5 protein-coding genes and 4 pseudogenes are annotated in these 14219 nt (G+C 58.6%); 6 read left to right on the forward strand and 3 right to left on the reverse strand.

From position 1 onward, the window contains the following. Positions 1-9: 9 nt before the first annotated feature. The 5 genes and pseudogenes from tssM to AMC88_RS26365 all read left to right on the forward strand — a co-directional run bounded on the left by tssM (position 10) and on the right by AMC88_RS26365 (position 8218). The gene (tssM, locus tag AMC88_RS26345) at positions 10-3615 is read left to right on the forward strand and encodes a type VI secretion system membrane subunit TssM (protein ID WP_012489525.1); all 3606 of its coding nucleotides are present in this window, start codon (positions 10-12) and stop codon (positions 3613-3615) included. Between the two features lie 296 nt (positions 3616-3911). Beyond that, positions 3912-5528, forward strand: coding sequence for a hypothetical protein (locus AMC88_RS26355; RefSeq protein WP_012489526.1), 1617 nt, complete (start codon positions 3912-3914; stop codon positions 5526-5528). A gap of 99 nt (positions 5529-5627) precedes the next feature. Further along, positions 5628-5866 (forward strand): annotated as a pseudogene (locus tag AMC88_RS26360) (SIR2 family protein); the annotation flags it as partial. 823 nt (positions 5867-6689) lie between these two features. Next, positions 6690-7016, forward strand: a pseudogene (locus tag AMC88_RS33360) (carbamoyltransferase N-terminal domain-containing protein); the annotation flags it as partial. Between the two features lie 191 nt (positions 7017-7207). Then, a complete protein-coding gene (locus AMC88_RS26365) occupies positions 7208-8218 on the forward strand; it encodes a LysR family transcriptional regulator (protein WP_012489527.1) in 1011 nt (336 codons plus the stop codon). 209 nt (positions 8219-8427) lie between these two features. Here AMC88_RS26365 and AMC88_RS32520 read toward each other — a convergent pair. After that, positions 8428-8985 (reverse strand): annotated as a pseudogene (locus AMC88_RS32520) (radical SAM protein); the annotation flags it as partial. 2251 nt (positions 8986-11236) lie between these two features. Then, positions 11237-12124, reverse strand: coding sequence for a hypothetical protein (locus AMC88_RS26380; RefSeq protein WP_008536079.1), 888 nt, complete (start codon positions 12122-12124; stop codon positions 11237-11239). Between the two features lie 523 nt (positions 12125-12647). Here AMC88_RS26380 and AMC88_RS32540 point away from each other — a divergent pair. Next, a pseudogene (locus AMC88_RS32540) lies at positions 12648-13158 on the forward strand (transposase); the annotation flags it as partial. A gap of 326 nt (positions 13159-13484) precedes the next feature. On the opposite strand, the gene istB reads toward AMC88_RS32540, so the two are convergent. Then, positions 13485-14219, reverse strand: coding sequence for an IS21-like element helper ATPase IstB (gene istB, locus AMC88_RS26395; protein WP_064818141.1), 735 nt, complete (start codon positions 14217-14219; stop codon positions 13485-13487).

Genomic DNA, 14219 nt, shown 5'->3' on the forward strand with positions numbered 1-14219 from the left:
AGACAAGCCATGCAGTCAATCAAGAAAGCGCTTAGGTGGCAATGGCTCCGTGTCGGCGGGGCGGCGATCGTATGTGCCTTAATCTTCACGCTCGGACCGCATATCTCGGTCGGAGGATTTGCGCCGCTTGACAGCCTTCGCAGCCAGATCGCGGCATCGATGCTGATTCCGGTCGGATACACCGTGATCTACTTGATCCAGTCCCAGCTTTACAAGGTTCAGGCCTATTTTGAAGACCTCGTCCAATCACGAGTGTCGGGAGCGCTGGACGCGGGTGGGGCCGAGCAGAAGAAGGGAGACCCAAGGCCTTCCGACCGAAGTGTGGGGCAAGCCAGCACGCTTGCTGAAAGAGAGCTGGAGGCGATTCGTCATCGTTTCCGCGAGACCCTTACCACACTCAAGGGGCGCCGCTACGCAGGAGGTATCAGCAGGCGGTGGCTCTATCAGCGGCCCTGGTATGTGATGATCGGTCCGCCCAACTCGGGGAAGACCACAGCAATAGTCAATTCCGGGCTCAGCTTTCCGATGGCGGCGAGGTCCGGTCTGAGAGCCGCCGGTGGGTTAGCGGGTACGGAAAACTGCGACTGGTGGATCACCGATGACGCGGTGTTCGTCGACACTGCTGGGCGCTACACGGTACAGGAGGGTGATGCAGACCGGGACAAAGCGGTTTGGCGTGGCTTGCTTCGTATGCTCAGACGCTCCCGGCCACGGCAGCCGCTGAACGGTGTCTTAGTCACGATCGCAATCAGCGAGCTGAATTCTACATCCGAGGAAGTGCTCGCCGATCGCGCGCGCTGTATCCGTGAGCGGCTCCTCGAAGTGTACAGGGAGCTTCGCCTGCAACTGCCGATTTATGTGCTTTTCACTAAGAGCGATCTGCTGGCGGGATTTGTTGAATTCTTCGACGATCTGGGTCGCGAGGGGCGGGAGGCGGTGTGGGGGTTCACCTTTGCGCAAGAGGCGTCGGAGGACGAAGGCGATCCGATGGCGTTTGCCGCAGCATACGATGCGCTTGTTGGCCGCCTAAACGAAAGGCTGCTTGAACGAATGCAGCACGAAAGCAACCTCCAGCGTCGTGCGCTCATGTTCGGCTTCCCACAGCAGGTCGCTAGCCTCAAGCACCTGACGCAACAGTTCTTGAAGGAAGCCTTTGGCGGGAATTCGTTCCAGGAACCGCTTATGCTCCGCGGCGTCTACTTCTTAAGCGGCACGCAAATTGGCATGCCCTTCGATCGAGTTGCGAACGCCAGATCTCAGACCTTCGAGATCGCTCAGCCGCCCTGTACAGCGCTTCGTGGCCCGGGCCGTAATTATTTCATCAGCCGGCTGCTGCGCGAAGTCGTTTTCGCCGAAGCTGGGCTCGTCGATGCCAATCACCGCTTCGATCGGCGCCAGCGGCGGATCCGGTATGGCGCCTACACGATGATAGCGGCGGTCATTGTTACCGCCAGCGTCTTATGGACGTTCAGCTATATTCGGAATGTTCAGCTGATCGAGAGCGTTCGCCTAATGGCTGGCAGCTATGCCAGAGGGGCTGAAAAGCTGAAGCTCGACCGGGTTGAGAGTGGCGATCTTCGACCCATCCTGCCACTGCTTCAGCGGCTGCGTGATGCCAACGGCGACAGCGCGGGCGGCCGCCTATCAAGTTCGGGTCTCGACCAGAGTAAGAAAATCAAGGTTCAGACGCTCGCGGCGTACCGCCGCGCCGTGAACACCATCCTGCTGCCGCGGCTGATGTTCCGGTTGGAAACCTTATTGGTCGAGCGGCACGACGATGATCAGTTCGTCTACCAGGCGTTAAAGGTTTACCTGATGCTGGGTCAGCAGGGTCCGCTCCAGCGCGCGGTCGTCAAAAACTGGATGGCTGCCGACTGGCGAGTGATGTTTCCGGCCGAAGCCGATGCCGGCCTGCGCAGCGCGCTCGCTGATCACCTGGATGCACTCATGGAAGGGCCGCTGCCCCATAGTGAGCTTAATGGCGAACTGATCGAGAGGAGCCGCGCGAAGCTCCAGACCGTCTCGATGGCGCGCCGCGTCCTCGACATCATCGCGACCAGTCCCGAAGCCTCGCGGGCGCCAACCTGGCGTCTGGCCGACCATGCCGGGCCGCTGGCGCAGGGCGTCCTGGCTCGCAAATCGGGACAGCCGCTCAGCGAGGGGGTTCCTGGCATCTACACGAGGGCGGGGTTTTACGGAACCTTCCTGCGATTGCTGCCGCAAGTGGCTGACGCTGTCGCTGCAGAAGGCTGGGTTCTCGACTCACAGGTAGTCGCGCCGATTGCAGCCGGTGATGTGAGCCAGAAGCTGCGGCGTTCGGCGGCGGATCTCTACGCTCAGGAGTTCGCGTTGCGCTGGGACCAGCTCATTGGCGATATGTCCATCCGCCCGTCTGGGGGTATCGATGACGCGCTGCGCACCTTGAACACGCTGTCCGCGCCGACGTCACCAATGCGCCTGTTCCTTTTCGCGGCGGCGCAGGAGCTAAAGCTCAAGCAACCACCGGCTCCCGAGGACGGCTTGACGAAAGGTGACAGTGTCCCCCAGGGCGAGGTGTTGCCAAGCGAGCTCGAGGCACTGTTCCGGTCTCAACCGGCCGCGGACACGCCTGAAGCTCACGTCCAGCTCTATATGGGCGATCATTTCCGGTGGCTGCACCAGCTGGTCGAAGTGCCGTCGAACAGCCAAGCGGGCGCGCAGGCGCCGATCGACAGTGCTCTCCGGGATCTCGGCGAACTGTATCGCTCCCTCAGCCAGGCGCAGGGGCTGGCGGGTTCGAACATCTTGGAACACAACGGGCAGGCGGGCGTCGCCATCCAACAGATCGAGGCGGGGGCGGCCGATCTGCCCGAACCCATCCGGCAATGGATCCTCGGCCTCAGCCGCCACAGCTCGGACCTAACCGTCAGCGGCATGAGGCGCGGGTTGGCGAGCGGTTGGGCGGGCGGCCCCGGCGATTTGTGCCGACGGGCTACCGAAGGACGGTATCCCTTCGCGAGCGGATCCCGCCGGGATATCCCTTTGAGCGATTTCGCCCGGCTGTTCGGCCGCAAGGCGGAGATCGACACTTTCTTCGCCGAGAACCTTTCCCCATTCGTCGACAAATCCAAAGGTTCGTGGCAGTTTCGGCCAACGAGCGGTGTCGATTTCCCTATCGGCCGCAATACCTTGGCCCAGTTCCAACGGGCAGCCACGATCCGCGACACCATGTTCGATGATGCCGGCCAGGTGTCAGTTGGATTCCTGCTCACCGTCGCCGAGACCGATCCGTTGACAGACCAGGTGGTGGTAGACATCGACGGCCAGCGCCTCGAACATCGACGAGGAACGGCCGCCGCGGCCATGCATTTCCATTGGCCTACGGCCGGCGGCGTCGGCGGCGCTTCCGTCGCTTTCATCGGTTTTCAAGGCGCCACCCTCTCCAAGAGCGGCCATTGGGCGCTGTTTCGCCTCTTAAATGAGGCGGATAAGCAGCCATTGGGAGGAGGGGACCTTATTCAGGTACGACTGGTGTCCGGTCGCCATTGGGCGGTTTTTAACCTCCAGCCTGACAGCGTGATGAGCCCGTTGTCCCGCAATCTGCTGTCAGAATTCCGATGTCCAGATTTCTTATGAACGCCGGGATAGCATCCGACTGGCGCTGGGAAAGCCCTATGGGGTCACGAGACGCCCACGCAGGTCTGCGGCGGGAGAGGTCGGCATGTCGGTTGCCGGCCGGATCGGAGGCGGTCACGGCTGCGACTGGCGGCGATCGTCGCTTGATCTCGGCGCGCCGCTTTCCCGCTCGACTAGACCGCTGGAGAGCGCGGTCACCTCCATCAGGCAGATCTTCGGGAAGTTGGGTGATCAGATCCTGTCCCACCCTATCAACCGACGTACACTGATCTAGAACAGGAAACTGGAGAGATATAATGGCCGGAATGAAGCACAATAGGACAAGAGCGAAGAAATTTCTGCAGTTGATCGACCAGACGAAGAACAGAGCGGATTTGGAGTTCTGCTTTGCGGTCGGCACGGTTGGCGATCTGCGGAAGCCTGCTGTCCTGGTGAGTAAGAAAAAGCTCAATGGATTGGCACAAACTTTGAAAAACATGCCTTTTGAAGATGATGAGGATAGTAGTAAGGAGAACTTTTCGCTTCTGCGGAGAGGCACGGGCAGGATGAACGAAAACGGCGTTATCCTCGTCAAGTTGGCTGATGGTGGAAAGGCCGGGTTCCCGCAGGTCCAAAAGGTGATGAAGAAGTATTTCGTGAACTTCCGCATGAGGTTGCCTGACATGCAGGAAGCAGGAATCTTAACTGAAGAAGACATTCAGCAGTTTGAGATGAACGCCGAGGAGAACTCCCAATTTCTTCCACCCGACGACTCTGAAGAATTCAATCGGCCGATGACGGCGCTCGATAGCGCGGAAGGGAACTCTGCAGGGAGTGTTGAAGAAACTGAAGAGAGAAGCAAGCGTGAAGGCGGGGCTGAGCTCCTGGAGCAGCTTCTCCCGGAAGTGAAGGAGGGCATTGCCGCCGCGGCCGCGACCATTTCCAATCACGCAGTAAGTCTCAGCGCGCAAATTGGCGCGGGACAGACCGCAGAGTTGTCCCATCTGACCACGAAGATCGCGGATTGGCTGCAACGTGTGCTGGCTGCGACGCCTCCGGAAGAGCAGGAGGCAACGCTGCACAACTTCGCCGGCCGACTTCTGTTGATGCTGGCCTATCCTGAGAATCTGCGAAATCTTCAATATGTGGATGACATGCCCGATGGGGCGGGGCAGGGCGAGACAAACGGCGACCGCCGCGAAGAGGTCGTGGTGAATGGGATCGATCTGAACAGAGTTCCAACGGGCGCTCTCGATCAAGACGAGGTAGTAGAGTCCTTGTTCCGTCTGATCAAGGCAAAGGCTCAGGAGCGACAGCTTTCTTATCCGCTAGAGAACGCGAATTCTGAGAGGATTGCGAAGATAGTGTCGTCGCAATGGCCGAAGGAACTAGGCGATGCAGCCCGTAGGCGCGCGGTTGTGGAGCGTCTGATCGCAGCGGTGGTCCCGCGGCTCGGTAACGATGATCAACTTCTGGTCCTTCTTGGCATCGCAGACCAGCCCGAAAGGACCAAATCCATCGAGAACTCGGTCGAAAGTATCATAGCTATATGGCAGGCTCATCTCGACACTGCCTTGACGCTGCGGGATGAGGTAAAGAGCAAGATCAACCAGATGGTCGATGTGGAAGCCCGCGGCGGAACGTGGAGGTATGTCGACGACATCTTCCTGCAGTTCGGAGGAGAGCTTTCAGATCAGCTCTCCGCCATCACCGAACGCAACGGTGAGGCACTGTCGAGCGCGACCGAGCGTGTCCGAACCACAGTCCAGAAGAAGCTCGATTATCTCAACGGCAGCGACATTGTAGCCATGCTTGACAATCCTCCAATCGACATCGGTCCGGGCACTATAGGGCAGACGCTGCGGGAAGGGCTCGCGGCCATCACCGATGGACTGAAGCGCATCGAAACCTCGCGCGCCGCGCCCGCCGCGTAATAATCGCCTGTCTCGATGCCGGCCGACCCACCGGAAGGCCGGGCGAGCAGGCCATCAACGGCCTCATCAGCGACGGAAGGAGTTCCGCCGCTCAGGTGGGTCAGCGAAGCGGTGAAGGAGCGGCGCACCAACAGAGGCTCTTCTTCATCGGCTGCCGCTTCAACGACCAGATGCTGCGCACCTACGCCCGACGGATCATGACGCGATCCAACGCACCACGTTTTGCGGTGCTGGATGCGGCAGCGCCGACCAACAACCAACGCCGTTTCCTTGCAGCAAGCCCGATCACGCTTATCGACGTGCCGACTGGCGAAGCTGCGGCTAGGTTTATCGGCTGAAAACCAGAGTAGAGAAGGAGTGTTGCGGGTACGACGATACACGAGGATTTCGGAGGTCGGTCGTCGGCACCGACGTCGGAGGCGGATTTGCCGTAAACGTTGATCATCACGGCCGCTGTTTGAAAGTGCCGCTCGCCTTGCTATGAATCCACCCATTCCTTTTTGCACGCATTCCATCCACAAAAACGATTTTACTGCTCAAAACGATTGCCCTTAGAAAACGCTGAAGAGCGCTGTGTAGATTATGTGGAGTTCTAAAAAAATGGGTCCTCAGGTGCGGAGACGATGCTGGAAATTCGACCTGGAGCCCTCTGTCAGTTGCCTGGCCTCGATTGTTATCTTACGCTGGTCGTGATCGGGCAGAATCTTCACCGTTGCTTCTCCCGTTTCAGTGCTGATAGGGCTCTCACAAGAAGCACTGTTCCCTGGTCGACTAACCTGTGAGTGCATCTCCCACAATCACTAGAAGCCAGAGCAGGCGCGCTCGCAGCCGCGAGGACTTGGTCTGCGCCTTTTGCAGGGCCACCAAACCTCGTGATGTTTTCTTGCGGCTGTCGGGCCGAAATATGAAGGATTGAGTGATGTGGATAGGTTAGGCAGTTCTGCTGCAAGCGCTTCGGCCCGGGTTTCTGTGCGGCGTCGCAACAATGATCAAGAAGGTTGCGCAGGATCGGTTGTCGGCAATGTCGCCGCGCCGGTCACTAATGGTATCGGCTTCGACCCCGTGAGCTCTAGCTGCACTGTCAAGCGCCACCCTATGAAACTACGAAGGCCGGTGGCCAGGCCAGAGCGACCTACCTTCCGAAACGAACTGGAGAGCAACATGCTGTGTCTAGGGCTCAGTGGCGGTCTAAGCAAAGATTACGAAAATTCGTCCGATCTACCGAGCACCTTTATGCACGATGGGGCTGCGGTTCCCGTTCGCGACGGGCGAGTGATAGCGGCGGTCGAGGAGGAGCGCCTTAACCGGATCAAGCACTCCAACAAGTTACCAATGCGTTCGATTCAATATTGCCTCGCATCTGCAGGTGTTCACCTGAGCGACATCGACCGCATCGCGTATTATGCGACCGAGGCCTATTGCAACGCTGTGCTCGAGCGCGTGCGCCTCTTTCACCCAAGCACCCCAGCATCGGATCCGAGACTGTTGCAACGGGCTCGGGGAAGTCGACACGGGCGCTATATTCCTGTGGGACACCCCGATGTTCCATGTGATCGCCATCGTCACACAGATCTGGCCGCCCCTTGGACGCGTGATGGCACAATGCCATGAGGTTGTCACCCGCGCTCCACCGCCGAGATGAACTCGAAAACGTTGGACCCGGAATTGATTGTTGAGGAATGAACGTCATGAAACGCTATGTAGAAAAAGAGGTGACGGATCAACTCGCTTATAGGCGAAAGATGTTGCAAGATTGGAGAGGAGAGCGCCTCACTGGACACCAGATAAACTTGGCATCAATAGACCTCAACCTCCTGGTCGCGCTCGAGGCTCTGCTCGAATACCGGAACGTGACGCACGCGGGCCAGCACATCGGGCGGAGTCAACCGGCGATGAGCCGGGCACTGGGAAGGCTGCGCGGCATGTTCAATGATGACCTGCTGGTGCGGTCTTCAACGGGTTTGATCCCAACGCCGCAAGGCGAACACTTGGCTCAAAGGCTGCCGTCGGCACTGCGTACGATCCGAGAGATGGTGACAAGCCGCAGCGTAATCTCAAAAGAATGGGGGAGGGGGGCAACGCTGGCGATCCCCGATCATCAAGCTTTGGCTGTACTACCGCGCCTCCTGCCGTGGTTACGCGAGCGTGCCCCTCATCTCGACACACTCGCCTGTTTGCCGTTTGATCGTGCCGTGCGGGGGCTTGAGCAAGGTGATATTGATTTGGCCGTTGGGCATATTGACGTGCAACTGCCTGGCTATTTTCGGCGCAGTCTCTATACAGACCGCTTCGCGTGTTTGTTGCGCCACGACCATCCCGCGCTGGCGCAGGAATGGACGATCGACAACTTCGCGACCTTGCGTCACGCTGCCATCAGTACGGACTCCCCCGACCATTTCGGCCCGATCTACGACCACTTGCCCAACCTGCGAGAGGATCGTAGTCCCATACTTTTTTCCAGCGTTCTCACGGCAGCGGTGGTGGCTTCGGGGACGGATTTGGTATTGCTCGTCCCGCGCCGCGTTGCGACCCAAGTTTCCGCGATGCTGCCGCTTAGGGTTGTTGATCCACCCCTCGAGCCGGCACCGTACAAGGTCATGCTCATCTGGCACGAGCGGTGCCATCACGACCCGCAGCATAAATGGCTGCGCAAGGAGGTCGCCGCAGCGTTGGAGACGGGAGCAGACTGACACAGAAGCGGTGATCGGGATGCTCCCGAAGCATCAAAGAGAGCAAACGGGGATTTTGCGCGGGGAGATGACCAAGAGCTCAGCGCTGCTGCGCCCGAGAGTGCCAGGCATGTTGGACGAATATCGAGACTTGGATGCCTATGTGCTCGCGGGGTCTGCTTGTATCCGGGCTTCTGCTGAGCTGCGGCTCGGCCCTGCAGTGGCGCGGATATCTTCGCGCCGGCTCTCGGATCGACCATTTTGATGGTGATCGTCAAGTGATCAACATTTATGTCAGCAGGCTCGCCGACACGGTCTGGCACTGCCGGACCGTTGGTTGAAAGACACAGCTTGATATCGGGGACCTCTGTGGCTCCGCGTGCAAATGTCGCCTTTGTCTTCTTCCGGTCATAACAGGCATCGCTTGGTCCGGCGATAAAGAGCACGGAAAGCTGAGGGACTTCATTGGCGACCGCAACGACCTTTCGCAGCGCCTGGTCAGGCGTAGGCCGGCTTTCGTTGGCGCAGTATTTACTATTGCAGTAGTTGCACTGGATATTGCAAGCTGGTGCGGCTACGACGTGCATGCGCGCGAAATAGTAGTGCGCTTTTTCTAAATAGCAGGAAAGGTCCGTGATTTTCTCCCAGACAGCCGGCTCGACGTGGTGCGGCTTTGCGGACGAACCGCACAATGACGCGGCGCAAGCAGTGGACTTCGCTGTGGCCAGCAGTTGGTTCATAGTTGTCGTGCTGGTCAGGTTCTTGAGCGAAATCATTGGTGGGGGCATTAAAGGCTCCGTTGCTGCTTAACGTCGCGGTTCAAGAAGCAAGGGCCATGCCAATGAAAATTGCGTTAGTTTTCAATTGGTTAGAGTTTTTTGTCCGGTTCCCTCCATTTGCGACCCGACATAGGGTTGTCAGGCATTCGACAATAGACCTACACCGGTAAAATGGCGGCTCGCCTCGAGTGCTTGAGTTGAGGAGGGCAGGTCGGGCCGCTCGACCACACCAGGCTTAGAACTTTCTTTCACCCCGATTTGATGCCCGCGGATGGCATAACCAGCCTAACGTGGGGTGACGCCGAGAGGCGAGCCGCCTGGCCCCAGATTTCTCCCTCGCGTCGATCAGCCGCTCCCGCTCGGTCAGACGAGCCCGATTGGGAGCCAGGCAGGATCGTTCGGATACAGGCTTTGGAGGAGACTTCGCCGAGACAGGCACCGGCAGCCCCGGCGGCCGCAAACGGGGATCCAGTCGACATTGGGCTCTTTCTGGCGAACTCGTCGATCGCATTGTCGCCGAATGGACCGTTAGCTACCTTCCACACAAGCGCAGAGAGGCCCTGGCTGTTCTTGCAGACAAAATCCAACGCACCAATGGTCCTTGATTGCGCGGGAGTTGCTGTCCTACGCACGCTGTTTGAGTTCACAGACGTTCCCTGGGAAGTGGCATTGCGAGGCCAAGTCAAGCGCCGACGGCGCGAATGTCCGTTCGCAGATGCATAGAACGCCATTTTCAACTCAAGACCAGACTTGCGACGGGCCATGGACCACGAAAATGGGTCGAATTGCATGATCGCGAAACGATCCGCGACTGTCCTATCGGTATTGCCGCGGGATAGACGGGCGGACGAGGCGGGGCTGCGCAGCTCCTTCTGGCCTGATGCGCAGGACGTTCACGGAGCGTACACGGGCTCCGCCGAGGGATTCATTGAGTTCACGCTTGGTGTCTTCAAGACCGAACCGCGCAACATCCACCAGATCACCAACGTTCTGATTGAGTTTATCAGCCCGGCTGAAGCACCTGTCGAGAGCTACTTCACTGCGCTCCAACGAGGGCCGGACTGCGGCCGGATCAAACGTTGCCAGGTTTCTCCTATGTGGTCGATATTGCGACCATTTTCTGAAAAGGGAAGGGGAGTGGAGAATTGCCGACCGCACAGTGGTCTATGATTGGCTCGAGGAGCAGACACAGCAGGCGGCGTCGCCAGAGTTTGAGCGGTTCGGTTTCAGGCAGCCGATCGGAACATCGCATTCTAACGACCCGGTCTATACGCTCGGAAGCGGCAAAGAGCATGAAAAGCCGAGGCGGAATAGCGGCGCGTTCAGCTGGTGCCGAACTCTTCTTTTCCGGGACGTGGTGCTAACTTGCTGTCATCTGGCTCCTTTAGCGTTAGATCGCATACGCCGGAGCAGGAGAAGCTAATCCATGAAGCAAGCAGACACCCGCCGTCATTACACGCGCTGCAGGCGGGATTGGCCGCGCTCTGGTCGATGCCTTTGCGACAAACGGCGACATTGTCGTTGCCGTGGATCTTCCTGGAAGCGGAACGGTGCGGTGCGGCGTTGCCGCGCGGCCCTGCGATCTTCAATGTGGCCTCGCTGGGCGGGTTGCTGGGCGCCCCAGACGCAACGGCTACGCTGCCTGGAAGGGGCCTGATCTTGATCACGAAAAGTTTGGCATGCGAGTTGGCGTCGCGTCGAGTGGGCCTGACGGCCATAAGAGCTCGGCTATGTGCGCACGCCGATGGTCGAGAACTGGAACGCGCCGACGAGACGGATCTCGCCGCTATTCGCCGACGCGTGCCGATGGGGCCCATGGGCGCGTCCCGATGATGTCGACCGGACCTTGCGGTTTCCGGTCAGCTCGCACGTCGATCATTCATCGACATCGTGTCGGACGGTCGCCTTGGGCTTGGCGACGGGTCCGGATACGAGCGATTCGAGTTCAAGCGCTTCGGTGTCGTTATTCATGAGGCGCCTGGGGAGTACCTGGGTGATCTTTTAGGGGCTCAACCAGAAGGTTTTCGAACCCGACGGCCATTATCAGAAGATACCCCCAACGGCGATATCGTTGCGGACCACCCAGAAGCCAGCCCCGCCAATCTGCATCGCGGCAGGATCGGAGTGCAGCATGAGGCGGGCCGTCGCAGAGAGTCGCAGCAATTATTGCAGTCTCTAATCTTCGCCTGCGTCCTCCCGTAATACAAGGGCGTATCAACTCAGCCGGCGGCGCAAAAAGTCCTCACGATGAGGCAAGCTTTTAGCCGCGGTTCAAATTGAGGTGTTCGAAGTACCAAGACGGGTCATCATCGGATGAATCTGTCTCGACACTGGCGTCACTCGAATGCTCCTCGACACCTGCTTCATCGTCGCTAAGATACTCCACGGTTTTAGAGAGATAACTCCAAGGTTTGTCGGCGCGCTGCCATCCACCCTTGCTATTCTTTGTCCACTTGTCGGGATGTTGCGTAGGGTCGAGCACCCAGCGATTTTCACCCACATTAACGAAACCCATCTGCTCTAGACGGGTTCCCATCTCCGGCGTAGCGGGACGTGACATGATCAACGGCTGTTCGCCGTCGAGTTGAAGTTGATGTTCGAGCAGAATATCGCCTGCGTTCTCGACAAGCGGATGAGTAACGCGAAGGTCTACAATCGACGTGATTCTTCTTCGACCGGGAAATAGTTCCCGCCACGGCTCGTTTTCGATGCTAAATCCATCCTCTGTTCTTAAAAGCCCAACGCTTCGTTCTCCCAGATCATAGCTGAAATATCGCGCGCTGGGCGTATCATTGTCGGTGCCGCCGTAGAGTCGAGCGATGGTAGCCGTACGCAGGGCTTTAGAGGACACGAAGGGCGAGTACTCTTGTGGATTGACGGAAATGTGCTTGATTTCATCACCGTAAAATTCCCTTACTTTTCTGGCAAATGTCGATCTGTCGAGCACCTTAATTGGAGGTTCGGAAGAGAGCGAGTATGGTCGCGTTGGCGACGAAGGCGAAAGAGCATGGGGATCTGGCGTTGATCGGGACGGCATGCCCGTAAGCGTTTGTGCCCCGGTCATATTCTCGATCCACCCCGCCATGGCCCGGGTGCGATCATCTTCCTCGGAAATGTTGTAGCGCAGCGATCGTTCTGAGTTATCCATGGCGGTCTCTCCTGAGAGTGAAAGGTGTGATGAAGCGCATTCTTTTCAGTCGCTTCACATGGGAACGGTGCGCTCACATGTCCGGCCTATAAAGCGGATACGTGACTGCTAGACTCGATGAAGCGGGCGGTGCGCGTTGCATGCGCCGCTCCTGATCCCTTTACCTCAGCCCAAGCCTCGAGGATCCGCGAAAGCGTGGCTCCCTTCGCCAGACCATCGTCGAATCGGCTGACAGTCCGTCGGAGGTGTCTGCGCCGCGGCAGGGCTAAGATTAGCTTGAATGTTAGAGGCGTCTCGGAAAATTTACCGCCCCGCGGGCCTGTTCTGTTTTCACCGTTGTTGGTCTCCAATTGCAGATTACGCATATGCTAGTGCAACCGGACTGGTCGCCATCATGCAAAATCGATATTCTAAAATGCTTTGGAAAAGCGGAGCCACGTGACCCCTTAGGTGGTGAAGGTGACCTGCCACTGCGAATTTCCTCCAGAATTGATTAGAGTCCGGCCCATCAAAGGACGGACGAATGAAGAAGCAGAGGTTTACCGAAGAGCAGATAATTGCGGTACTGAAGGAGCAGGAGGCAGGCGCGAAGGCGGCCGACCTCTGCCGTAAGCACGGGATTTCGGAAGCGACGTTTTACAACTGGAAAGCCAAATACGGTGGTATGGAAGTGTCCGAGGCCAAGCGGCTGAAGGCGCTTGAGGACGAGAACGCCAGGCTGAAAAAGCTGCTGGCCGAACAGATGCTGGATGCGGCCGCGCTCCGCGAGCTTCTTGCAAAAAAAAATGGTAGGGCCTGCCGCCAAGCGTGAAGCCGTCACGCATCTGAAGGCCGTGATGGGTCTTTCGGAGCGGCGGGCCTGCCAGATCATATCCGCCGACCGCAAGACGGTGCGTTATCGGTCCTGCCGACCGCCGGAGGTGGCGCTGCGGGCAAAGCTGCGTGACCTTGCAAACGAGCGTCGGCGTTTCGGCTATCGGCGACTGTTCGTCCTGCTTCGACGGGAAGGAGAGCCGTCCGGCGTCAATAGGATCGAGGTTCCAAATTTGATTTCCGGAGGACCGGCATCGATGTACCCAAGACGGAACCAGCCGCGCGATGACGATTCTCGCGAAGTAAGTGAGTGGATCGAAGGCGTGACCGGAGCTTTCGATACGGACGCCTGGATCCGGGAGTACAATTCACAGAGACGAGATGTGGAACAGGATCTGAGCGACTTGTGTCAATCGGCGTCCAAAGTTCACCCCTTATCGGCGTCCAATTTTGACCCCCCATATGCTGTAGATCAGCGCTTGGCCTGCCCGGCGCTGGCCGGGGTTGCAGAGGGTAGGCCAAGTGCGCGTGATGATCGTCTTCGGCTTTAGCTTTGAGAGCGGTTCTTGAAGCGCCAGGATTCGTTTCCGGTTTCGACGATCTCGCAGTGGTGGGTGAGACGGTCCAGAAGCGCGGTCGTCATCTTGGCGTCACCGAACACCGTCGGCCATTCTCCAAAGGCCAGGTTCGTGGTGACGATGATCGAAGTCCGCTCGTAGAGCCTGCTGATCAGATGGAACAGGAGTTGGCCGCCGGCCTGGGCGAACGGCAGGTAGCCGAGTTCGTCAAGGATGATGAAGTCGAGACGGTTGAGGTAGTCGGCCGTCCGCCCCTGCTTGCCGCTGCGCGTTTCCGTTTCCAAGCGATTGACCAGATCGACGACATTGAAGAAGCGCCCGCGTGTTCCGTTGCGGATCAGTGCGCGGGCAATCGCGATGGCCAGATGGCTCTTCCCGGTTCCCGTGCCGCCGACGAGGACAACATTGCGCTGATCGGCGACGAAGGTGCCGGTCGACAGCTCCCGCACCAGGGGTTCATTGACGGGCGTATCGGCGAAGTCGAAGTCGTCGATGTCCTTGGCGAGCGGCAGCTTGGCAATGCTGAGCTGGTAGCGAATGGAGCGGGCCTGCTTCTCGGCGATCTCCGACTGCAAGAGATCGCCGACGATGCGCGGCGGTTCGTGCTGCCGCTTGATGCCGTTGCCCATGACCTCGTCGTAAGCGCCGCGCATTCCATAGAGCTTCAGCGTGCTCATCAGTTCGAGAACCTGTGTGCGTTCCAT

This window comes from Rhizobium phaseoli (assembly GCF_001664385.1).
Lineage (GTDB): Bacteria > Pseudomonadota > Alphaproteobacteria > Rhizobiales > Rhizobiaceae > Rhizobium > Rhizobium phaseoli.